This window comes from Allosphingosinicella deserti, from assembly GCF_003012735.1.
Lineage (GTDB): Bacteria > Pseudomonadota > Alphaproteobacteria > Sphingomonadales > Sphingomonadaceae > Allosphingosinicella > Allosphingosinicella deserti.
Window position 1 is genome coordinate 146,566 of sequence record NZ_PXYI01000012.1, and the last position, 22,693, is coordinate 169,258.

The window sequence follows — 22,693 nt, forward strand, 5'->3', positions numbered from 1 at the left end:
GTTCTCGCTCCAGATCTTATTCGGCCGCGACGGCCGTTTCGAATTCCATATCGGTCAGCGCGCGGCGATATTCCGACGGCACGACCTTGACGAAGTGCGGCAGCGCATTGGCCCAGTCCTCGAGCAGTTCCCGCGCCCGGGCGCTGCCGGTGGCGAGATGGTGCCGCTCGAGCAGGATGCGCAGCCGCTCGGCATCGTAGCGCAGCGGATGGCCCATGCCGTTGTCGTGAACGCTCGTCCCCTTCTGGCGCGGCGCGCCGTCGCCATAAGAGGAGCCCGCCGGCGCGATCGGCTCGAGATCGATGCCGGCGCGGTTGCACTGCGCCTCGAGCTTGCCGTCGGGATCGTAGACGTAGGCAATGCCGCCCGACATGCCGGCGGCGAAATTGCGGCCCACGGCGCCGAGCACGACGACGATACCGCCGGTCATATATTCGCAGGCATGGTCGCCGGCACCTTCGACGACCGCGATCGCGCCCGAATTGCGGACTGCGAAGCGCTCGCCGCCAACGCCGTTGAAATAGGCCTCGCCCGCGATCGCACCATAAAGGACGGTGTTGCCGACGATGATGTTGGCGGTCGCGTCACGCTGCGCCTCGGCCGGTTGACGGATGACGATCCGTCCGCCCGAAAGGCCCTTGCCAACATAATCGTTGCCGTCGCCGGTGAGCTCGAGAGTGATACCGTGCGCCAGAAACGCGCCGAAGCTCTGTCCGCAGGTACCGGTCAAGCGGATGTTGATCGTGTCGGGTGCCAGGCCCTCATGGCCGTGGCGCCGGGCGAGCTCGCCCGACAGCATCGTTCCGACGCTGCGATGGACGTTGCGGACGGGACGATCGATCAGCACCGGCGCACCGTTGTCGAGCGCCGGTGCGGCGGCCTCGATCAGCTCGCGATCGAACACGCGGTCGAGACCGTGCATCTGGTATTCGCAGTTCCAGCGCGCCGCCTGCGGATCGACATTCGGTACGTGGAGCAGCGCCGAGAGATCGACGCCTTCCGCCTTCCAATGGGCAAGCGCAGGACGTGCGTCGAGCAGCTCGGGGCGGCCGATCATCTCCTCCAGCTTGCGGACGCCGAGCGACGCCATGATCTCGCGCAGCTCTTCAGCGACGAAGAAGAAGTAGTTGATGACGTGCTCGGGCTGGCCGGTGAAGCGCTTGCGCAGCAACGGATCCTGGGTGGCGACACCAACCGGGCAGGTGTTGAGGTGGCATTTGCGCATTATGATGCAGCCGGCGGCGATCAGCGGCGCCGTGGCGAACCCGAATTCGTCGGCACCGAGGATCGCTGCGATGGCAACGTCGCGACCGGTGCGGAGACCGCCGTCGGCCTGAACCGAAATGCGCCCGCGCAGCCCGTTCAGCACCAAAGTCTGCTGGGTTTCGGCGAGGCCGATCTCCCAAGGCAGGCCGGCATGGGTGAGCGACGTCAACGGCGATGCGCCGGTGCCGCCCTCGAAACCGGAGATGGTGACATGGTCCGCCATCGCCTTGGCGACGCCGGCGGCAACGGTGCCGACACCGACTTCCGAGACGAGCTTGACCGAGATCCGTGCGCGTTCGTTGACGTTCTTGAGATCGTGGATCAGCTGCGCGAGATCCTCGATCGAATAGATGTCGTGGTGCGGCGGGGGCGAGATCAGGCCGACGCCCGGAGTCGAGTGACGGACGGCGGCGATGTGCCGATCGACCTTGTGGCCGGGAAGCTGGCCGCCTTCGCCGGGCTTTGCCCCTTGCGCGATCTTGATCTGGAGATCGTCGGCATTGACCAGATATTCCGCAGTGACCCCGAAGCGGCCGGAGGCGATCTGCTTGATCCGCGAGCGCATCGAATCGCCGTTGGCGAGCGGCTTGAAGCGATCCCGCTCCTCGCCGCCTTCCCCGGTGTTGGAGCGCGCGCCGATCCGGTTCATCGCCACCGCAAGGGTGGTGTGCGCCTCGCGGCTGATCGAGCCGAAGCTCATCGCGCCTGTGGCGAAGCGCTTGACCAGCGACGTTGCCGGCTCGACCTCCTCGATCGGCACGGCGGGGGCGACCGGCTTGAGCTGCAGCAGCCCGCGAATGGTGAGCAGACGCTTGTTCTGCGTGTTGATCTCGTCCGCGAACTGCCGGTACTTTTCGGGAATGTCGCCGCGCACCGCGTGCTGCAGGTTGGCGACGCTCTCCGGAGTCCAGGCATGGTCCTCGCCGCCGATGCGATAGGCATAGTTGCCGGCGATCGGCAGCGCCTCGGAGGCGGGGCGGGCATAGGCTTCGCGGTGACGACGCGCGGCTTCCTCGGCGATCTGGTCGATCCCTGCCCCTTCGATCATCGTCGCGGTGCCGGTGAAATATTTCTCGACCAGCGGGCTCGAAAGGCCGACCGCATCGAAGATCTGGGCGCCGCAATAGCTCTGGTAGGTGGAGATGCCCATCTTGGACATCACCTTGAGCATGCCCTTGCCGACCGCCTTGATGTAGTTCTTCGAGACCTCGGCCTCGGACAGCGGCACGTCGCCCTTCACCCGCAACGCCTCGAGCGTTTCGAAGGCGAGATAGGGATTGATCGCCTCCGCGCCGTAGCCGGCGAGAACGCAGAAGTGGTGGACTTCGCGCGCTTCGCCGGTCTCGACGACGAGGCCGGTCTGCATGCGCAAGCCCTGGCGGATCAGGTGATGATGGACGGCGCCGGTGGCGAGCGCGGCGGGTATCGGCACCCGATCCGGACCGACATTGCGATCCGAAATGATCAGCACGTTGATATCGGCGAGCACCGCCTCGGTCGCTTCCCAGCACAGGCGCTGGAGCGCGGCTTCGAGCGCCTTGCCGCCGCCGCCTTCCGGCCAGCTCGCATCGAGCGTCCGCGTGCGGAAGGCGCCGTCGAGCATGTCGCGGATCGAGCGGATCTTCTCCAGATCCTCGTTCGAAAGGATCGGCTGGGCGACTTCCAGACGCTTGTGGGTGCCGGCATGGTGGCCGAGCAGATTGGGTCGCGGGCCGATCATCGACACCAGCGACATCACCATCGCCTCCCGGATCGGATCGATCGGCGGGTTGGTGACCTGCGCGAAGTTCTGCGCGAAATAATCGTAGAGCAGCTTCGGCCGCCGCGAAAGCACAGCGATCGGGGTGTCGGTGCCCATCGATCCGATCGGATCGTCGGCATTGCGGCCCATCGGCGCGAGGAAGAGCTTCAGATCCTCCTCCGAATAGCCGAACGCCTTCTGCACCCGCCCAAGCTCGTCAGCCGCGCGGCTGCGCTCCGGCGAATCCTCGCTGGTCGGCAGGCTTTCGAGCCTGAACTGGGTCTCGCGCAGCCAATCGCCATAGGGGTGCGCCTCGGCGAGCTGAGCCTTGATCTCCTCGTCCTCGACAATGCGGCCCTGCTCGAGATCGATCAGCAGCATGCGGCCGGGCTGAAGCCGCCACTTGCGGCGGATCCGCTCCTCAGGGATCGGCAGGGTGCCGCTTTCCGACGCCATGATGATGCGATCGTCGTCGGTGACGGTGAAGCGCGCCGGACGCAGGCCGTTGCGATCGAGGGTCGCGCCGATCTGGCGGCCGTCGGTGAAGGCGATCGCCGCGGGGCCGTCCCACGGCTCCATCAAGGCGGCATAATATTCGTAGAAGGCGCGGCGCTGCGAATCCATCTGAGCGTTGCCGGCCCAGGCCTCCGGAATCAGCAGCATGACCGCGTGCGGCAGAGAATAGCCGCCGGCGACGAGCAGTTCGAGCGCGTTGTCGAGACTCGCCGTGTCCGACTGGCCGTGCGGGATGAGGGGCCACATCTTGTCGAGATCGGCCCCCAGCAGGGGCGATTCGAGCGTGCGGCGACGCGCGTTCATCCAGTTGACGTTGCCGCGCACGGTGTTGATCTCGCCATTGTGAGCGATGAACCGGAACGGGTGTGCAAGCTTCCACGACGGGAAGGTGTTTGTCGAGAAACGCTGGTGGACCAAGGCCAGCGCCGACTTGCTGAGCGGGTTCTGCAGATCCTTGTAGAAGGTTCCGACCTGGGTCGCGAGCAGCAGGCCCTTGTAGATGATCGTCCGGCTCGAGAAGCTGGGGATGTAAAATTCGGCGAGACCCGGCAGATCCCGCTTTTCGGCGAGCTCCGACAGCGGATTCTGGGTCTGCTTGCGGATCGTGAGCAATTTGCGCTCGAACGCGTCCTGATCCTTCACCCGATCGCCACGGGCGACGACCGCCTGGCGGATTACCGGCATGGCGGCGACGATGGTCGGGCTCATTCCGGTGGGATCAACGGGCACGTCGCGCCAGCCGAGCAGGGTCTGACCCTCGATCTCGATATAGCGCTCAAGGCGCGCGACCGCGGCCTCGCGGCTCTCGGCGTCGCGCGGCAGGAAGCACATTGCCACCGCATAATCACCTTCCGGCGGCAGGGTGATGCCCTGGCCTTCGGCCCAGTGGCGGAACAGCGCGTCGGGCAGCTGGATCAGGCAGCCGGCGCCGTCGCCGATCAGCGGATCGGCACCGACGGCGCCGCGATGATCGAGATTGGCGAGGATCTGCAGGCCGTCGCGGATGATGTCGTTCGATTTCTCGCCCTTGATATTGGCGATGAAGCCGACGCCGCACGCGTCCTTCTCGTTGCGTGGATCGTAGAGTCCCTGCTTTTCCGGCGCCTTCACCATCTAAGTGCCCGTCCGTAGCTCATAGGCCCTGATCGCAGCCTCGCTGGCCATGGTCAGGGCGATTTCATCCAAGCCTCCCAGCAGGCATTCACGCCGGAAGGGATCCAATTCGAAAGCGAAGCGATCCTGGAGCGGCGACGTCACCGTCATCGTCTCGAGGTCCACCGTAAGGGGAAGTTCCGCGGCCACAGCCAAAAGCCGATCCACTGCCCCCTGCGGGAGGACTACAGTCAGGATCCCATTTTTGAAAGCGTTGCCGGAAAAAATATCCGAAAAACTAGGCGCTATAACGACTCGGATGCCCATGTCGGCAAGCGCCCAGGCGGCGTGCTCGCGGCTCGATCCGCAACCGAAATTGTCGCCGGCGATCAGGATCGGCGCGCCCGCATAAGCGGGATCGTCGAACAGGTTGCCGGGTTCGGCACGGATCGTTCCGAAAGCATACCGGCCGAGGCCCGATCGCTGGATCGTCTTGAGATGCTCGGCGCCGATGATCACGTCGGTGTCGACATTCTGGCGCCCGAGCGGGATCGCGCGGCCCTGGACGCAGGTGAACGGAGTCATCGCACCAGCTCCCGAACGTCGGCGAGCCGCCCGGTCACCGCCGCCGCCGCCGCCATCGCCGGCGACACCAGATGTGTGCGTGCGCCGGGCCCCTGGCGGCCGACGAAATTGCGGTTGGAGGTGGAGGCGCAGCGCTCGCGCGGCGGCACCTTGTCGGGGTTCATCGCCAGGCACATCGAGCAGCCGGGCTCGCGCCATTCGAAACCGGCCTCGGTGAAGATCCGGTCGAGCCCTTCCGCTTCGGCCTGGCGCTTGACCAGTCCTGAGCCGGGGACGACCAGGGCCTGCTTGATCCGGCGGTCGATCTTGCGCCCACGAACGATCTCCGCCGCCTGGCGCAGATCCTCGATGCGGCTGTTGGTACAGCTGCCGATGAAGATGTGCTCGACGGTCACGTCCTGCAGCGCGTCGCCCGCGGTCAGGCCCATATATTCCAGCGATTTGCGCGCGGCAGCCTGCTTTGCGGGATCGGCGAAGCTTTCGGGGTCGGGGATCCTGCCGGTGATCGGCGCGACGTCTTCCGGGCTGGTGCCCCAGGTGACGGTGGGCGCAATGTCGGCGGCATTCATCGACAGCGAGGCGTCGAAGCGTGCACCCTCGTCGGTGGCGAGCGCCTTCCAGCGCTCGACGGCCTCGGCCCATGCCGCGCCTTGCGGCGCGAGGCGGCGGCCTTCGAGATAGGCGAAGGTCTTCTCGTCCGGGGCGAACAGGCCCGAGCGGGCCCCCGCCTCGATCGACATATTGGCGACGGTCAGACGGCCCTCGATGCTCATGTCGCGAAAAGTCGAGCCGCGATATTCGAGCACGTAGCCGGTACCGCCGGCGGCGCCGAGGCGACCGATGATCGCGAGGATCAGATCCTTGGGCGAGACGCCGAAGCCGAGCGTGCCCTCGACCCGGATCTCCATCGTCTTGGACGGCTTGAGCAACAGGGTCTGCGTGGCGAGAACATGCTCGACCTCGCTGGTGCCAATGCCGAAGGCGAGCGCGCCCATGGCGCCATGTGCCGCGGTGTGACTGTCGCCGCAGACCACGGTGGTTCCCGGCAGAGTGAAGCCCTGCTCAGGGCCGACGACGTGGACGATACCCTGCTCGGCCGCGGTGGCCTCGATATAAGGCACGGCGAATTCGGCGACATTGGCTTCGAGCGCCGACAGCTGCCCGGCGCTCGCCGGATCGGCAATCGGCAGGCGGCGGCCGGCGGCATCGACCCGGGCGGTGGTCGGCAGATTATGATCGGCGACCGCCAGCGTGAGGTCCGGCCGGCGCACGCGTCGTCCCGCCACGCGCAGGCCTTCGAAGGCCTGCGGCGAGGTGACCTCGTGAACCAGATGCCGATCGATATAGATCAGGGCGGTGCCGTCGGGGCGCTGCTCGACAACGTGCGCATCCCAGATCTTCTGGTAAAGGGTGCGGGGAGCGGTCACGCGCAGCAGCCCCGGTTGATGGCGAGATGGCCGGCCATGGCGCTGTGGCGATCGAGCCGCTCCTGCAATTTCTCGCGGACCTGGGCACCGAAGCTGGAGCAGGTCGAATCGCCGCCGAGATCGGCGGTGCGAGCGCCGTCGAGCAGGACCTGCTCGAGCGCATTGTTGAGCATCGCGGCATGCTCGTGCAGGCCAAGGCCGATCTCGAGCAGCATTGCGGCGCTGGCGATCGCGCCGGCGGGATTGGCGATGTCGAGCCCGGCGATATCCGGCGCCGAACCGTGAATCGGCTCGAACATCATCGGACCGTCGGCACCGCGGCTGGCCGACCCCAGCAGACCGATCGAGCCGCCGATCACCGACAGCTGATCGGAGAGGATATCGCCGAACAGATTCTCGGTAAGAATCACGTCGAAGCGGCCGGGCGCGGAGACCAGCGCCATCGCCGCGGCGTCGACATACATGTGGTCGAGCGTCACGTCAGGGTAACCGGCCGCGACCTCCTCGACGATCCGGCGCCAGAGCTTGGACGTGGCGAGGACGTTGGCCTTGTCCACCGACGTTACCTTGCTGCCGCGGCGGCGCGCTTCCTGGAAGGCGACGTGGGCGATTCGCTCCACCTCGACGCGCGAATAGGTGCAAAGATCGCTGGCGAAATCGTCGCTTTGGGTGCGCTCGCCGAAATAGAGGCCGCCCGTCAATTCGCGCACCACCAGGACGTCCGCGCCGGTGGCGATGCTCGCCTTGAGCGGAGAGAAGCTTTCGAGCCCCGGGATCACCCGAGACGGCCGCAAATTGGCGAACAGGCCGAGCGCGCTCCTCAGCCCGAGCAGGCCGACTTCCGGCCGCTTCTCCGCCTTGTCCCATTTGGGTCCGCCGACCGCCCCAAGGAACACCGCGTCCGAATTGCGGCAGGCGTGCAAAGTCGTTTCGGGCAGGGGATCGCCATGTGCGTCGATGCCGGCGCCGCCGAACGGATGCTCCTCGAAACGCAAGCCGAGCTCGAAATGGTCGGAGAGCATTTCGAGGCAGCTAATCGCCTCGTTGGTCACTTCCGGTCCAATGCCGTCACCCGGCAGTACGACGATCCTGGTCACCTGGTCTTGTCCTTCGATTGAGTCAGGCCGCGCGCGCGCCGGCCGAGAAGCTGCCGCGCACCGCCCGCACCGCTTCGGCGTTGGACGCAGCATCGATATACGCCGAAACGCAGCAGGGAAGGATGTCCCGAGCGCGCGCACGGCCGGAGAAGATTTCGCCCTCCACCTCGATCTGGATTTCGACGAGCACATTCGCGCCCTGCTCGTCCGGGCAGGTCTGCTCTGGATCGGCGGCGATATACTGCATCTCGAGGGCATGGACGCGGGCCGGAACCCGGATCATCTGACTGACCGCGGAGAAGGCGGCATCGAGCGCGCCTGGGGCGGACGCGATGTCGGTCACGCGGCCACGCTCGCCATGTTCGAGCTCCACACGCGCCACAGGATGGCCCTTGGCGGCGACCGGCGCACGGATGTCGACCTTGTTCAACTTCCACAGGCGCTGCGGCCGGCCGGTTTCCTGCTCCGACAGCAAGCCGAGCAGGCGCGCCGTGTCGACGATGCCGACCTCGTCCGCGACTTCGCGGAAAGCGGCAAACGCCTTTTCGAGCTTCTCGCCCTGCAGGACGAAGCCGAGCGCCTCCGCCCGTGCCGCGAGCGCGTGGCGGCCGCTATGCTTGCCGAGCACGATCGCTTCGGTCGTGAGGCCGATATCCTCCGGCTTCATGATCTCGTAGGTCTCGCGATTCTGCAGGACGCCGTGCTGGTGAATGCCCGATTCATGGGCGAAGGCATTGGCGCCGACGATCGACTTGTTTCGCGCCGGCCGGGTGTTGGTGATCTGGGCGAGGGTGCGGCTCGCCGCCATGATCTTTGTGCTGTCGACGTCGGTCCGCACGCCGAACGCGTCGGAGCGGGTGCGGATCGCCATCACCAGATCCTCGAGTGCGCAATTGCCGGCGCGTTCGCCGATGCCGTTGACCGCGCATTCGACCTGGCGAGCACCGCCGCGGATCGCCGCAAGCGAGTTGGCCACCGCCATGCCGAGATCGTCGTGATTGTGCGCCGAGAAGATCGTCTCGGACGAGCGATCGACATGGTTCGACAGGAAGCGGAACAGGTCGAAGATCTCGTCGGGCGTGGTGTAGCCGACCGTGTCCGGTACGTTGAGCGTGGTCGCGCCCGCCGCCGCCGCCGCGGACAGGCATTCGACCAGATAGTCGCGCTCGGTGCGGATCGCGTCCTCGGCCGAGAATTCGACGTCGTCGGTGAACTCGCGGGCATAAGCGATCGCCGAGCGGATATTCTCGAGCACCGTCTCGCGGCTCATGTGGAGCTTGAACTCGCGGTGCAACGGGCTCGTGCCGATGAAGACGTGGATACGGCGGCGTGGTGCCGGCGCCAGCGCGTTGCCGGCGGCGAAGATGTCGCCGCGCGTCGCGCGCGCCAGCGACGCGATCACCGGTCCCTCGACCTGTCGGGCGATCTCGGAAATCGCGTCCGAATCGCGCTGCCCCGATGCCGCGAACCCGGCCTCGATCACGTCGACCTTCAGCGCACCCAACGCGCGGGCCATGCGCAGCTTGCCGTCCGGAGTCATCGAGAAGCCGGGCGCCTGTTCGCCGTCGCGCAGCGTGGTGTCGAGGATACGGACCGTATCGGTCATTGGGCTGCACCTTGGGTCGGTTCTGGGCTGAAACAGGAAACGGCATGAACGTCGTAGAGGCGGGTGAGATGGCCCGCGACGATGCCAAGATTGCGGCCGGCGTCGCGGGGCCGCAGATCGAGCGACAGCGCCCCGCGGCCCTCACCCGCCTCGTTCATACGGATACCGCGCACCTCGAAGCCGCGGCGCTCGACCAGGCCGACGACACGCAAGAGAGCGCCTTCGTTCAGCGCGAAATCGATTTCGAGCCGGTGACCGGTCACTTGCGCTTCTCCATCATCTGCACGTTGGAGCTGTTGGGCGGCACCAAGGGCCAGACATTCTCGCGCGGATCGATGCGCACGTGGCAGAGAATCGGGCCGTGGGTGGACAGCAGGCGCTGGATTGCGGCCGGCACTTCCGAACGATGATCGATGGTGAACGCCTCGATCCCGAAGGCATGGGCGAGATCGGCGAAATCCGGATTGTCGCTGAGATCGATTTCGGAGAAATTCTCCTCGAAGAACAATTCCTGCCACTGACGGACCATGCCGAGCTGCGAATTGTCGATCAGCACGATCTTGAGCGGCAGCCGGTAACGCCGCAAGGTCGCCAGCTCCTGGATGTTCATCATGATCGAGCCGTCGCCGCTGACGGTGATCACCGTCGCGTCGGGATCGGCGAGCAGAGCGCCGATCCCGGCGGGCACGCCATAGCCCATCGTGCCGAGACCGGCGGAGGTGAGGTGCGCCTGCGGCCGCGAGAAGCGGCAATGCTGGGCGACCCACATCTGATGCTGGCCGACATCGCAGGTGAAGATCGCGTCGTCGCCGGCCGCTTCCGACAATTGCTTGAGCAAGGCCGGGGCGTAGATTCCGTTGCCCGGCGCATCGTAGGACATCGCCCACATCGCCTTCTGCTTGCGGCATTGCGCGACCCAGTGGTCGGCGTGGATCGGCCTGGAGGTGAGCCCGTCGAGTATCTCCGAGATGTTGCCCGCGATGCCGATCTCGGCACGGCGCAGCTTGCCGATCTCCGCCGGATCGCCGTCGATGTGGATCACCCTGGCGTTCGGCGCGAACGTGTCGAGCTTGCCGGTGGCGCGATCGTCGAACCGCGCGCCGACGCAGATCAGCAGATCGCACGTGTCGATCGCCATGTTGGCGGCGCGCATGCCGTGCATGCCGAGCATGCCGAGGAAATCCGGAGCGTCGGTGGGGATGCCGCCAAGCCCCTTGAGCGTCGCCACCGACGGAATGCCGCTGCGCGCGGCGAATTCGCGCAACGCGCGCTCGGCCCGGGCGATGGCGATGCCGCCACCGAAATAGAGTATCGGTGCCCGTGCGGCCTCGATCAGCGCGTTGGCAGCGGCAATCGCCGCCGGATCGGCCTGCGGGTGCGCGAAACGCGCGACGTCGACGGGGTTCGGCACGGCGGCACCGACGCCCATGTCCTTGGGCAGATCGATCAGCACCGGGCCGGGACGCCCGCTCCGCGCCAGCTCGAACGCCTCGGCGAAAACCTGCGGGATCTCGGCGGTGCTGCGGATGATGAAGCTGTGCTTCACGATCGGCAGGGTGATTCCGAAGATGTCGACTTCCTGGAAGGCGTCGGTGCCGATCAGCGGCGTCGCCACCTGGCCGGTGATCGCGACCATGGGCACGCTGTCCATGAAGGCGTTGGCGATTCCGGTGACGAGATTGGTGGCGCCGGGACCGGACGTGGCGATGCAGACGCCCGGCTCACCGGTCACCCGGCCATAGGCATCGGCGGCGAGCGCCGCGCCCTGTTCATGCCGCACCAGGATGTGCTGCAGGTTCGACCCCGGCAGCGCATCGTAGAGCGGCATGATCGCGCCGCCGGGATAACCGAAGACGTGGCGCACGCCCTCGCGCTCGAGCGCCTCGACGACGAGCCGTGCACCGGTGACCGGCAAGGCGGCCGCTTCCGGCACAAGAGTGCGGGCGTGCGCCGTCACGGTCAGGCCGCCTCGCTCTCGGGCTTGGTCTGCAGCCACGCCATGTGCTGGCGGAGGCGTGCGCCGGTCTTCTCGATCGGCAGATCGAGATCGGCGGCGAGCATTGCGTCGTAATTCTTCTTCCCGGCCTCGTTCTCGGCGATCCAGTCGAACGCGAACTTGCCGGTGCGGATGTCCTTCAGCACCTCACGCATGCGCTCGCGGGTCTCGGCGTTGATCACCCGCGGGCCCGAGACGAAGTCTCCATATTTGGCAGTCTCGGAGATGAACTGGTGCATCTTGGCGATGCCGCCTTCGTAGAGCAGGTCGACGATCAGCTTGAGCTCGTGAAGGCACTCGAAATAGGCGACTTCCGGCTTGTAGCCGGCCTCGACCAGCACTTCGAAGCCGGAATTGACCAGCTCGCTGACGCCGCCGCAGAGGACGGCCTGCTCGCCGAACAGATCGGTTTCGGTCTCTTCCGGGAAGGTGGTCTCGATCGCGCCGGCAAGCGTGCCGCCGATCCCCGACGCATAGGCCAGCGCCTTGGCGCGCGCGCTGCCCGAGGCATCCTGCTGAACGGCGAACAGGCACGGCACGCCGCGGCCGATCTCGAACTCACGGCGGACGAGGTCGCCCGGGCCCTTGGGCGCAACCAGCACGACGTCGATGTCGCGGCGGGGCACGATCTCGCCGTAATGAACCGAGAAACCATGGGCGACGAGCAGGGCATCGCCCGGCTGGAGGTTCGGCGCGATGTCCTTCGCATAAACTTCGCGGTGGGCCATGTCGGGGGTCAGCAAGGCAACCAGCGACGCTTCCTTGGCGGCTTCGGCCGGGGAGACGACGCGGAAGCCGTCGCTGCGGGCGCGACGCTCGGCGCCGCCGCCGGCACGGGCACCGACGACCACGTCGAAGCCGCTGTCGCGGAGATTGCGGGCGTGGCTGCGGCCCTGGCTGCCGTAGCCGACGACCGCAATCGTTCCGCTCAGGGCGGACCGGTCGGCGTCCTTCTCGGTGTAGATGGTTGTCACTTGGATTCTCCTTCGTCGCGCAAAAGAAAACCCCCGCTCCGGCCGGGGAGCGGGGGTTCTGGTTTCCGGTCTGTCCGACCTTTACTCAGAGCCTGCGGCCGCTCCCTGATTTCCGGTAATAAGTACGAGGACAAGAAGGGGCGCGCGGCGGGCGCCGAGCGCCTCCGTCACGTCATTCCCGATCATCACGCGAGTCGGCTGCACGAATCACCCTTTTCACCCTGAGAGAGCCCTTTGGGATCCCGCTGAGCCGATCCTTGCTTCATTATGGGATCCAAATCAAGGCTGAATCGTGCTTTCGTGGGACGTTTCGTGTTTCTGCTTAACGGTCGCGGACTCCGGAGCTCCGGACATTGTATCCCAAACGAGCCTCTTCCTGATCGACTACGCCGCCGCCCTGCTCTCCCCGCCGAGGGCCCCGACCAGCGCCGCCAGTTCGGCCGGAACCTCGATCTTCTCCGCATGGCGACCAAGGATCGCCGCCAGAGCCGGCGGCGGTGCGATCGTCGCGCCGATCACCGGCTCGATCGCTTCGGCGAATTTGTAGGGGTGGGCCGTAGCCGCGGCGATCCAGGGACGTTCGGCACGGTCCGAATCGGGCAGCCGCGCCCAGGCCTCGACCGCGGTCGCCGAATGTGGACACCAGACGTAGCCGCTCGATTCATGTTCCGACTTCATCCGCGCCCGGATCGTCTCGTCGTCGACCAGGTCGACCCGGACGGCCGCCTGTTCGGCGGTAAGCGCCGCCACCCGCTCGAAATTGCTCGGCGCGCCGACATCCATGGCATTGGCGATCGTCGCCACCGAGGCACGCGGGGCATAAGCGCCGTCCCGGTGCCATTCGACCAGGGTTCGATTGGCATTGGTGACGAGGACCACCGGGCCGACCGGCAGACCGAGCGCGCGGGCGTAGAGGGTGGCGAAGCCGTGGCCGAGATTGCCGGTCGGCACGACGAAGCCCGGCGCGACGCCGGTCTCGGCGAAGACGCGGAGGGCGGCATGGGCGGCATAGGCCATTTGCGGGAGCAGGCGGCCGATGTTGATCGAATTGGCCGAGGTCAGCCGATGGCGATCGGACAGCGCCCGATCCGCGAAGGCGGCCTTCACCAGCCGCTGGCAATCGTCGAAATCGCCCTCCACCTCGAGCGCCTGGACCGGATCGTCCCAGCAGGTGAGCTGCAATTCCTGGAAGGGCGAGACGCGCCCCTTGGGGTAGAGGATCACCGCACGGACCGCCGCCCGGCCTTCGGCCGCGCAGCCGACGGCACCGCCGGTATCGCCGGAGGTCGCGGCCAGCACGGTCAGCGGATCGGCCGGATCGCCGATCCGATCGAAGCAGGCCATCAGGAAACGTGCGCCGAAATCCTTGAACGCGCCGGTGGGGCCATGAAACAGTTCGAGCGCCTTGAGGCCCGGCCGGGCCGGATCCGGGGTGACGATCGGTACCGGGAAGTCGAAGGCCTCGGCGCAAATGGCGGGCAAGTCCGCTTCCAGCCGATCGCCCGCGAAGAAGGGCGCGAGCATCCGCGCGGCGAACTCCGCCAGCGACTGGGAAGCATCGAGTTCGGCCAGATCCAGCGTCGGCAGCGTCTCCGGCATGTAGAGGCCGCCGTCGGGCGCGGCGCCGTTGCGGATCGCCTGACTGAGCGACACGGACGCGGCCTCGCCGCGGGTGCTTACGAATCGCATGTTCTTACGCCACTTCCTCGCTGACCCGTTCCACCCGTGCGCCTTCGGAGGCGACCGGCGCGCGATAGGCGCGGGCGGCGATGCCTGCCTCGACGAACGTCCAGCTCATCGCATCCTCAACCGCATCCGCCTCGCTCTCCAGCGCCCAGGCGAACACCGAGGGGCCGGAGCCGGAGAAAGAGCAACCGAGCGCGCCCGCGGCGAGCGCCGCCCGCTTCACCGCCGGCAGCACCGGCAGGAGATGCTGACGCTGCGGCTCGACCAGCACGTCCTCCAGCCCGGCTCGGATCAGCCCGAGATCGCCGGCGGCGCAGCCGGCGACGAAGGCGGCGACCCGGCGGCTATGCTCGACGACCAGCGCCATCGGCACCTCCTTGCGCAGGATACCGCGCGCCATGCGGGTCTCGACCTTGACCGAGGGGTGGAGCACGATCGAGACGATGGTCTTCGGAACCGGCAGGCGCTGGACCAGCGCCGGGCTCTCGCTCGCGGCGATCACCAGTCCGCCGAGCAGGCTCGCCATGACATTGTCCCAATGTGGCGGATCGGACGCGATCCGCTCTCCCTCCAGCGCGTAGGGCAGCAAGTCCTCAACGCTGAACGGCTCGCCGAGCAGGGCGTTGGCGGCCGCGGCGCCGGCCACCGCAGAGGCAGCCGAACCGCCCATGCCGGCGGCGAGCGGCACGCCCTTGTCGATCGAGAGGCGCATCCCGCACGGAGCGCCGACGGCGCCGAGCACCGCCTGTGCCGCGGCCAATGCGGTATTGCTCGCCGCGCTGTCGGGAAGGCTGGAGACGAGGCCCGACACCGCGCCGAGACGAACGCCGGGTTCCTCTTCGCGCACAGCGGTCACGGTGTCGCGCGCGGCATCGAAGGCCTGGCCGAGAATGTCGAAGCCGACCCCGACATTGCCGATGCTGGCGGGGGCGCTGGCGGAAGCCTGGTGCATCATGCGTCCTTTCAGGCGAGCAGCTTGAGCGGCGCGGCCTGCGTCGGCGTCGCCGCCTGCGCCACGCGGCCGAGCAACGCCCGCTGCGCGTCCATCACGTCTGCGAACACCGCCGTCGCGGTCGGCCATCTGCCCGCTCCCTTGCCGAAGACTTCGTGCACCTTGCCGCTCGTATCGGTGACGAGGAAGCGGTTTTCCTCATTGCGGGCGCCGGCGAGCGGATGTGCGGCGGGCAAGGCCACGACCCGGACCTCGGCGGCGATGCTGCCGTCCTCCAGCAGGCGGCAGCGGCCGACCTGCTTCAGCACTTCGCCGCGGGCGAGCGCCGCCTGGGCCGCCTCGGGCGTGACGTCGCGCAGGCTTTCCTTGGCGATGCGATCGGGCAGCAGCGCCACGCCGAAGGCTTCGCGGATCAGCACCGAGAGCTTGTCGGCGGCATCGTGGCTGTCGACGTCGGCCGCGGGATCGGCCTCGGCATAGCCGAGCTCCTGCGCCTGACGGACCGCATCGTCGAACGTCCAGCCCTCGGCCAGGCGGCTGAGCAGGTAATTGCAGGTGCCGTTCATCACGCCCTCGACCGCGACGACATCGCCTTCGAGCCGCGCCAGCGTTTCGAGAATCGGCGCGCCGCCGCCGACTGCGGCGGAATAGCGGATGGCGCCGCCGCCGGCCTCGGCGCAGGCGTGGAGCGAATCATAATGTTTGGCGACCGCCGCCTTGTTGGCGGTGACGACCTGAGCCCCGTCGTGGAGCGCGGCGAGCATCAGTTCGGCCGGGTGATCGGCACCGCCGAGCAATTCGACGACGAGATCGGGCTTGCCGGCCAGCGCTTCCGTAAGCTGGGCGGTGTAGCGGCCGGGCTCGCCATATTTGGCGGGACGGCGGACCAGCACCGGATTGACCTCGAACAGATCGGGCCGGGAGTGGAGATAGGTGAGCACGCCGGCGCCGACCGCGCCGCAGCCGAGCAGGGCGACGCGGAGCCGCTCGGGCTTTGGCGGACAGGATCGCACCGCCGGAAGATGGGCGATGGTGGTCGCTTCGGCCGAGCCTAAAGCCGCAACCTCGATCAGCACGTCCTCGGCCTCCGCGGCGCGGATCGCCTTCGGCTGGATCAGGCCGGAACTCGCCTCGGTCGCCTCGGCATAGCTCATCTGCGAGAAGCGCTCGGCGTTCGGGTTCTTGGCGGGATCCTCGGCATAGACGCCGTCGACATCCTTGATCAGCCGGACTCGATGGGCATCGAGCCGGGCGGCAAAGAAGACGGCGCTGAGATCGGTGCCGCCGCGGCCGAGCGTGACCACGCCGTGCTCGGCATGCTGGGCGGTGAAGCCGGGCACGACCACCACTTCATGCGCATCGAGCTTCGCCCACACCGCCGCCGAATCGAGCGCCACCAGGTTCGAATCGAGCGGATCGCCCTCGGCGACCAAGCCCATCTCGTCCGGATCCATCGTGCAGGCGCGCACGCCGACCTTGCTGAGCGCGAGCGCCATCAAGGCTGCCGAATGAAGCTCTCCGACCCGGGCGAGGCGGGCCACCAGCCCGTCCGGCGCGGCGCCGCCGACGCGTTCGGCCTGGTCCAGCAGCGAATCGGTCTGCCCCGCAAGCGCGGAGACCACCGCCACCACCTTCTCGCCATCCCGGACGTGCCGATAAATTTCGAGCGCCACCGCCGGGTAATCGGCCTCGGTGCCGAGCACCGAGCTTCCGAATTTCAGGACGCAGAGGCGTTTGTCACCGGCTTGGTCTTCGTTGGCCATGGATCGCTTCTTTCTGCTGGAATGGGCAAAAAAAGACCCGCTCGCCTGGTTCGGGAGCGGGTCGGTGAAACCTGGTTGTAAAACCGCGTCAGCCGCTCGCCGCCCGAGACCGGGTGGTGATGGTAATCATGGTCATCGTCATGCCGAACGGCGCACGCATCTCCGCAGCCGCGCCGGGGGCGCAGGCTTGGATCGGAAAGGCGCAGGCAGATAGCAACGACATGATTCCTTGAGTTGGGATCCCAAAAATGCCGTGAGGTCGTCCAAAGGTCAACCACAAATCCAAGCGTCCCGACACTTTCCCGAGGGCACGTGCTATTTGGGATACAATTCTTGCGTCAGGGCCGCACCTGCCCGGTGCCGCGGACCAGATATTTGAACGTGGTGAGCTGCTCCGGGCCCACCGGGCCGCGGGCGTGGAGCTTGCCGGTGGCGATGCCGATCTCGGCACCGAAGCCGAACTCGCCGCCGTCGGCGAACTGGGTCGAGGCGTTCCAGATCACGATCGCGCTGTCGACCGAATCGAGGAAATATTCGGCGGCGGCAGGATCCTCCGCGACGATCGCCTCGGTGTGGCCGGTGCCGTAGCGGGCGATGTGCGCGATCGCGTCGTCGATCCCGTCGACGATCCGCACGGCGAGGATCGGCGCGAGATATTCTGTGGTCCAGTCCGCGTCTCCGGCCAGCGCCATCGGCACGATCGAGCGCGCCTCGGCATCTCCGCGCAATTCGCAATCGCCGAGCGCGGCCGCGATTTGCGGCAGCAAAGTCGCCGCGACGGACCGGTCGATCAGCAGGGTCTCGGTCGATCCGCACACCGAGACTCGGCGCATCTTGGCGTTGGCGACGATCGACGCCGCCTTGTCCGGATCGGCGGAGAGATGGACATAGGTGTGGCAGAGGCCTTCGAGATGGCCGAGGGTCGGCACCCGCGCCTCGCGGCTGACCCGCTCGACCAACGCCTTGCCGCCACGGGGAATGATCAGATCGATGGAGCCCGCGAGCCCCTCCAGCATCATGCCCACGGCCGCGCGATCCGCCGTTGGGACGATCTGTACCGCCCCGGCGGGTAGTCCCGCTTGGGCGAGCCCGGCCGCCAGCGCCTGGTGGATCGCCCGAGCGCTGCGTAACGCTTCCGAGCCCGAGCGCAGGATGATCGCATTGCCCGAGCGAAGGCAGATCGCCGCCGCGTCGGCAGTGACGTTCGGCCGGCTTTCGTAGATCATGCCGATCACCCCGATCGGCGTGCGGACGCGCGCGATGTCGAGACCGTTCGGCCTCTGCCAGCGGGCAATCTCCGCACCGACCGGGTCGGGCAGAGCGGCAACCTCCTCGATCGCCAAGGCGATCGCCTCCAGCCGCGCATCGTCGAGACGCAGCCGATCGACCATCGACGTCGCGGCCGCGACATCCTCCGCATTGGCGGCGAGGATGTTGGGGGCCTGGATGCGGACATGGCGGGCCATCGCGCGAATCGCGTCCGACCGGGTCTCCGCCGGCAATGCCCGCAGCACAGCAGCGGCCTCCCGGGCCTCGCGACCCATGCGGTTCATGTTCTCCTGCATCACATCAGCACCAGATCGTCGCGGTGAATGATTTCGTCGGGGCCTGCGTAGCCGAGACGCTCGGCGATGCGGGCGCTGACGCAGCCCTTGATCGCCTGCGCCTCGGCCGACGTGTAGGCGCTTAGCCCGCGGGCGATCTCGCGGCCGCCCTCGTCGACGACGCGCAGGCAGACGCCGCGTTCGAACGCGCCCTGGACCGCGCGCACCCCGGCGGGCAGCAGGCTCTTGCCGCCGGCGAGCGCGCGGACCGCGCCCTCGTCGATGATCAGCGCTCCCGCCGGAGTGAGCGTCCCCGCGATCCATTGCTTATAGGCACCGGCCGGGGATCCGCAGGCGGCGATCACCGTCGCTCGGGCGCCGTCGCCGAGCGCGCGCAGCGGATGCTGGTCGTGGCCCTTGGCGATGATCGTCGCGCAGCCGACGCTGCGGGCGATTCGGGCGGCGGCAATCTTGGTGCGCATGCCTCCGGTGCCGACCCCCGCCGCACCGGCGCCGCCGGCGAAGCCCTCGATCCGAGCATCGATTTCCTCGATCCAGGGGAGATGCTCGGCCGCCGGATTGCGTGCGGGATCGGCGGTGTAGAGGCCGTCGACGTCGGACAGCAGGATCAGAACGTCGCTGCGCACCATCTGGGCAACTCGGGCGGACAGCCGATCATTGTCGCCGTAGCGCAGCTCCTCGGTTGCGACACTGTCATTCTCGTTGACCACCGGCAGCGCGCCCTCGGCGAGCAGCACTTCGATGGTGGCGCGCGCGTTGAGCCAGCGCCGCCGCGATTCGGTGTCGTCGACGGTGAGCAGGAGCTGTGCGGTCGGGATCCCGGCCGCGGCCATCGCATCGTCCCAGGCGGCCATCAGCCGCGGCTGGCCGGCCGCCGCGGCGGCCTGCTTAAGATCGAGCCGGGGCGACTTCTTGAGGCCGAGTTTGCCGCGGCCGAGCGCCACCGCGCCGGAGGAAACGACCACGATCTGCTTGCCGGCGCCGCGCAGCGCGGAGAGGTCTGCGCCGAGGGTGCGCAGCCAGGCGCGGCGGACATCCTCGCCGCCGCCGTCGATCAGCAGGGACGAGCCGATCTTGACCGTGATTCGGCGGGCAGCGGCGATCAGCCGCGCCGCATCCTGGTTCGCAAAGGTCGTGTCCGCGCTCATACGCGCGATTATGCGGGCGGCTCCGCCGGGCACAACGCAAATTGTATCCCATGTTGCGGCGAGCGGGCTTCCCTCCTAGCAAGGGACGCAACACAGAGGCGAAAAGATGCAGAAGATTTGGGAGAGCGCGTGGAAAGTCCGGTAGCGCAGCGCATCCGCGAGCTGATCGTCGACGGCACGATCGCGCCAGGAACCCGCGTCGCCGAAGCCACGCTCGCCGAACGGCTGGGAGTCTCGCGCACCCCGGTGCGCAACGCGCTCCCGGCGCTCGCCATGGAGGGCCTGCTCGAGCCCGCCGGCAAGCGCGGCTGGGCAGTGCGCGGCTTCAGCGTCGAGGACAGCTTCCGTGCGACGGAGATACGCTGCCTGCTGGAGGGCTATGCGGCGCGTGAGCTCGCCGCCCGGCCCGATCGCGGCCCGATCGTCAGCGAATTGCGCGATTGCCTGGCCGAAGGCGACGACATCTTCCGCAAGGGCTATGTCGTCAAGGAAGACGAGAGCGCCTACGGCATCATGAACCGGCGCTTCCACGACACGATCAATGCCGGCGCGCAGGATTCGCTGCTGATCGATCTCATCCACCGAGTCTATGCGGTGCCGTTCGTCGCGCCGGCCGTGGTCGCCTTCAACCGCGTGCCGCTGGAGCAGATCTTTCCGATCCTCGTCTCCGGCCATCACCAGCATCATGCGATCGTCGATGCGATCGATTCGGGGCAGCCCGACGTCGCCGAGACCCTGATGCGCGGCCATTCCAGCCCGGCGCGCCGCAGCCTGGGGCTCGACAATCTTCCGGAATCCGGTCCGCTGCCGTCTTGACCTGTTAACCTGTTCGGCCGTAAGAGGCGGCCATCGGAAGCCTTCGGGCCTCCGTGCATCAAGAGTGGGCCTTCACGGCCCACGCCAACCTGCCCTCCCGGGCAAGGTGGCGGTCCCAGATTTTCGGGGACGATGCGGCCGAGCCGGCAACGAAGCGGGTCTCCAAGCCACATCTCCCGAGCGTAAGGTAAGGAAGATGGAGCTGACTCTCGAACGCGCCCCCGCCGAATTCGCCAGGCCTCGCCTGAGCCTCGCTTTCGGTGCGCGCCCCTCCAGTCCGGCCGCGGACCCGATGTCCGCCGTGCCGCAACCGCCTGCCCGGCCGGCGGTGGCAGCGGCGGAGCCGATCTTCCTCGACGTCGAAGTGCCGCTGCCCGCCAGCCTCGCCGCCTTCGGCGCCTGGACCCGCGCCACCGCGACCGGCAATCCACAGGGGCCGACGATCATCGTTCTCGGCGGCATTTCGGGCAATCGCTTCGTCGCCCGCAATCCCGATGGTGCGCCCGGCTGGTGGCCCGGCCTGGTCGGACACGGCCGCGCGGTCGACCCCGCCCGCCACTATATCGTCGGCGTCGATTTCGCCGGCGACGCCTCTGGCCGCAACGCGCCGACCACGGAAGACCAGGCGCAGGTGCTGATCGCCGTGCTCGACCGGCTCGGCCGCGGCCGCGCCGACACGATCATCGGCGCGTCTTATGGCGGCATGGTCGCGCTGGCGCTGGCGCAGCGCGCACCCGACCGGGTCGGCAAGCTGGTCGTCATCTCCGCCGGTGCGGAGCCGCATCCCGCATCGACCGCCAATCGCGAGCTGCAGAGGCGCGTGGTCGCGCTTGGCCTCGATAGCGGCAAAGGCGACGAGGCACTCGCCATCGCCCGCGGCATGGCGATGCTCACCTACCGCACACCTGACGAGTTCGCCGAGCGCTTCGCCGGCGGCATCGGCGGCTGTTGTCCGCAGACCGCCTCCGCGCCCGGCGCCTATCTTCGCGCCCGCGGCCGCGACTTCCTGGCGGTGATGTCGCCGGAGCGGTTCCTCAGCCTGTCCGCATCGATCGACCGTCATTGCGTCGATCCGGCGAAAATCACCTGCCCCGTCCTGCTGATCGGCGCCGAGAGCGACCAGCTCGTCACCCCCGCCCAGATGAAGAGCCTTGCCGATCGCCTCGCCGGTCCGGCCGAGCTGCATCTGCTGCCCTGCCTGTACGGGCACGACATGTTCCTCAAGGAAGCGGAGAGCGTCGGTCGAATCGCTTCGTCCTTCCTCGGCGCCTGACATGACCACCACCCGCAAACCCGCCACGATCGTCGCCGCCGCGCGCACCGATCGTGATCCCGCCTTCGCCAGCGTGGCGCCGCCGATCTGGCCGTCCGACACCTATCGCTGGGACGATGCCGACACCAAGCCGAGCTACGATTATTCGCGGACCGTCAGCCCCAACCGAGATCTTCTCGCCGAGGCACTGGCCGAGCTCGAAGGGGCGGCCGGCGGCGTGATCACCGGCAGCGGCCAATCGGCCTGCCTGCTCGCCTTACTGCTGCTCCCCGCCGGAGCCCATGTCGTCGCACCGCATGATTGCTATGGCGGCACCTATCGGTTGATCAAGGGCCTCGAAGACCAGGGCAAGCTGCGGGCGACCTTCGTCGACATGCTCGACGACCAGGCCTATGCCAGCGCCCTCGAGCCCGGCGCCGATCTCGTCTGGATCGAGACTCCGAGCAATCCCTTGCTCCGCGTCACCGACATCGCCCGTCGCGCGGCGGCCGCAAAGCAGGCCGGCGCGCTGGTCGCCGCCGACAATACCTTGCTCACGCCCTTGCGGCAGAAGCCGCTGGCGCTCGGCTGCGACCTCGTCATGCATTCGACGACCAAGGCGCTGAACGGCCATTCCGACCTGTTCGGCGGCGCCTTGCTGGCCGAGGACGCAGCTTTGGTCGAGAAGATGCAATGGTGGTCGAATGCGGCCGGCTTGAACGGTTCGGCTTTCGATTCCTCGCAGATCCTCCGCGGCCTGCGCACCCTGCCGCTCCGCCTCGACCAGCAGGAGAAGAGCGGCGTCCGGATCGCCGGGTGGCTCGCCGAGCAGCCCCAGGTGCACAATGTGAACTTCCCGGGTCTCGCCACCCATCCCGGCGCGGAGCTCGCCGCCCGCCAACAGAGCGGCCCGGGTTTCATGATCAGCGTCCGCGTCAAGGGCGATGCGGCGCGGTTCCTAGGCGCGCTGGAGCTGATCACGCTCGCCTCGTCGCTCGGCGGATTCGCAACCCTGATCTGCAAGCCGGCGACGATGACCCATCGCGGCATGCCGCCGGAAGCCCAGGCCGAAGCCGGGATCCACCCGGACCTGTTGCGCATTTCGGTCGGGCTCGAGGATTCGGACGATCTCGTCGCCGATCTCGCCAAAGGCTTGGCCGCACTCTGACCCTCGACGTCGCCAAGCGGTGGCGTACCCATTGTGAGCGTTC

At 67.7% G+C, this 22,693-nt stretch carries 16 protein-coding genes and 1 riboswitch; of the genes, 3 read left to right on the forward strand and 13 right to left on the reverse strand.

Going from position 1 to position 22,693, the window contains the following annotated elements; translation table 11 throughout:
• Window positions 1–16: 16 nt before the first annotated feature.
• The 13 genes from gltB to proB all read right to left on the reverse strand — a co-directional run bounded on the left by gltB (window position 17) and on the right by proB (window position 19,414).
• A complete protein-coding gene (gene gltB, locus C7I55_RS25465; protein ID WP_106515889.1) occupies window positions 17–4,633 on the reverse strand; it encodes a glutamate synthase large subunit in 4,617 nt (1,538 codons plus the stop codon).
• A gap of 3 nt (window positions 4,634–4,636) precedes the next feature.
• Window positions 4,637–5,200, reverse strand: a complete 564-nt coding sequence (gene leuD, locus C7I55_RS25470) for a 3-isopropylmalate dehydratase small subunit (protein WP_106515867.1) — start codon at window positions 5,198–5,200, stop codon at window positions 4,637–4,639.
• The gene (leuC, locus tag C7I55_RS25475) at window positions 5,197–6,627 is read right to left on the reverse strand and encodes a 3-isopropylmalate dehydratase large subunit (protein WP_106515868.1); all 1,431 of its coding nucleotides are present in this window, start codon (window positions 6,625–6,627) and stop codon (window positions 5,197–5,199) included. Before leuC ends, leuD begins: the two co-directional genes overlap by 4 nt.
• Complete coding sequence (gene leuB, locus C7I55_RS25480) at window positions 6,624–7,724, reverse strand: 3-isopropylmalate dehydrogenase (RefSeq protein WP_233222409.1); 1,101 nt, start codon at window positions 7,722–7,724, stop codon at window positions 6,624–6,626. Before leuB ends, leuC begins: the two co-directional genes overlap by 4 nt.
• A 22-nt stretch (window positions 7,725–7,746) precedes the next feature.
• Entirely contained in the window at window positions 7,747–9,330 is a 1,584-nt protein-coding gene (locus C7I55_RS25485) for a 2-isopropylmalate synthase (RefSeq protein ID WP_106515870.1), read from the reverse strand.
• Window positions 9,327–9,593: an ACT domain-containing protein gene (locus C7I55_RS28360; protein ID WP_158266588.1), complete on the reverse strand. Its 267-nt coding sequence runs from the start codon at window positions 9,591–9,593 to the stop codon at window positions 9,327–9,329. Before C7I55_RS28360 ends, C7I55_RS25485 begins: the two co-directional genes overlap by 4 nt.
• A complete protein-coding gene (ilvG, locus tag C7I55_RS25495; protein WP_106515872.1) occupies window positions 9,590–11,287 on the reverse strand; it encodes an acetolactate synthase 2 catalytic subunit in 1,698 nt (565 codons plus the stop codon). Before ilvG ends, C7I55_RS28360 begins: the two co-directional genes overlap by 4 nt.
• A gap of 2 nt (window positions 11,288–11,289) precedes the next feature.
• A complete protein-coding gene (ilvC, locus tag C7I55_RS25500) occupies window positions 11,290–12,300 on the reverse strand; it encodes a ketol-acid reductoisomerase (RefSeq protein ID WP_106515873.1) in 1,011 nt (336 codons plus the stop codon).
• Between the two features lie 384 nt (window positions 12,301–12,684).
• Window positions 12,685–13,989 carry a threonine synthase gene (gene thrC, locus C7I55_RS25505; protein WP_106515874.1) on the reverse strand — a complete coding sequence of 435 codons (1,305 nt, stop codon included), beginning with the start codon at window positions 13,987–13,989 and terminating at the stop codon, window positions 12,685–12,687.
• A 4-nt stretch (window positions 13,990–13,993) separates the two neighbouring features.
• Entirely contained in the window at window positions 13,994–14,938 is a 945-nt protein-coding gene (locus tag C7I55_RS25510) for a homoserine kinase (RefSeq protein WP_199193071.1), read from the reverse strand.
• 11 nt (window positions 14,939–14,949) lie between these two features.
• Complete coding sequence (locus C7I55_RS25515; protein WP_106515876.1) at window positions 14,950–16,701, reverse strand: homoserine dehydrogenase; 1,752 nt, start codon at window positions 16,699–16,701, stop codon at window positions 14,950–14,952.
• Between the two features lie 338 nt (window positions 16,702–17,039).
• The gene (locus C7I55_RS25520; protein ID WP_106515890.1) at window positions 17,040–18,254 is read right to left on the reverse strand and encodes a glutamate-5-semialdehyde dehydrogenase; all 1,215 of its coding nucleotides are present in this window, start codon (window positions 18,252–18,254) and stop codon (window positions 17,040–17,042) included.
• 11 nt (window positions 18,255–18,265) lie between these two features.
• Window positions 18,266–19,414: a glutamate 5-kinase gene (proB, locus tag C7I55_RS25525; protein WP_106515877.1), complete on the reverse strand. Its 1,149-nt coding sequence runs from the start codon at window positions 19,412–19,414 to the stop codon at window positions 18,266–18,268.
• A gap of 129 nt (window positions 19,415–19,543) precedes the next feature.
• Here proB and C7I55_RS25530 point away from each other — a divergent pair, with 129 nt between their 5' ends.
• The 3 genes from C7I55_RS25530 to C7I55_RS25540 all read left to right on the forward strand — a co-directional run bounded on the left by C7I55_RS25530 (window position 19,544) and on the right by C7I55_RS25540 (window position 22,650).
• Window positions 19,544–20,230, forward strand: a complete 687-nt coding sequence (locus C7I55_RS25530; protein ID WP_158266589.1) for a GntR family transcriptional regulator — start codon at window positions 19,544–19,546, stop codon at window positions 20,228–20,230.
• Between the two features lie 50 nt (window positions 20,231–20,280).
• Window positions 20,281–20,394, forward strand: a riboswitch (SAM-I-IV-variant riboswitch).
• Between the two features lie 32 nt (window positions 20,395–20,426).
• Window positions 20,427–21,503 carry a homoserine O-succinyltransferase MetX gene (gene metX / locus C7I55_RS25535; protein WP_106515878.1) on the forward strand — a complete coding sequence of 359 codons (1,077 nt, stop codon included), beginning with the start codon at window positions 20,427–20,429 and terminating at the stop codon, window positions 21,501–21,503.
• 1 nt (window position 21,504) lies between these two features.
• Window positions 21,505–22,650, forward strand: coding sequence for a PLP-dependent transferase (locus tag C7I55_RS25540; protein ID WP_106515879.1), 1,146 nt, complete (start codon window positions 21,505–21,507; stop codon window positions 22,648–22,650).
• Window positions 22,651–22,693 lie beyond the last annotated feature (43 nt).

Excerpts from the sequence above, each read along its gene's own strand:
- leuD (WP_106515867.1), bottom strand. The coding sequence starts at position 5,200 with ATGACTCCGTTCACCTGCGTCCAGGGCCGCGCGATCCCGCTCGGGCGC.
- C7I55_RS25485 (WP_106515870.1), bottom strand. The coding sequence starts at position 9,330 with ATGACCGATACGGTCCGTATCCTCGACACCACGCTGCGCGACGGCGAA.
- thrC (WP_106515874.1), bottom strand. The coding sequence starts at position 13,989 with ATGCGATTCGTAAGCACCCGCGGCGAGGCCGCGTCCGTGTCGCTCAGT.
- C7I55_RS25510 (WP_199193071.1), bottom strand. The coding sequence starts at position 14,938 with ATGCACCAGGCTTCCGCCAGCGCCCCCGCCAGCATCGGCAATGTCGGG.
- C7I55_RS25515 (WP_106515876.1), bottom strand. The coding sequence starts at position 16,701 with ATGGCCAACGAAGACCAAGCCGGTGACAAACGCCTCTGCGTCCTGAAA.
- C7I55_RS25520 (WP_106515890.1), bottom strand. The coding sequence starts at position 18,254 with ATGAACCGCATGGGTCGCGAGGCCCGGGAGGCCGCTGCTGTGCTGCGG.
- proB (WP_106515877.1), bottom strand. The coding sequence starts at position 19,414 with ATGAGCGCGGACACGACCTTTGCGAACCAGGATGCGGCGCGGCTGATC.
- metX (WP_106515878.1), top strand. The coding sequence starts at position 20,427 with ATGGAGCTGACTCTCGAACGCGCCCCCGCCGAATTCGCCAGGCCTCGC.
- C7I55_RS25540 (WP_106515879.1), top strand. The coding sequence starts at position 21,505 with ATGACCACCACCCGCAAACCCGCCACGATCGTCGCCGCCGCGCGCACC.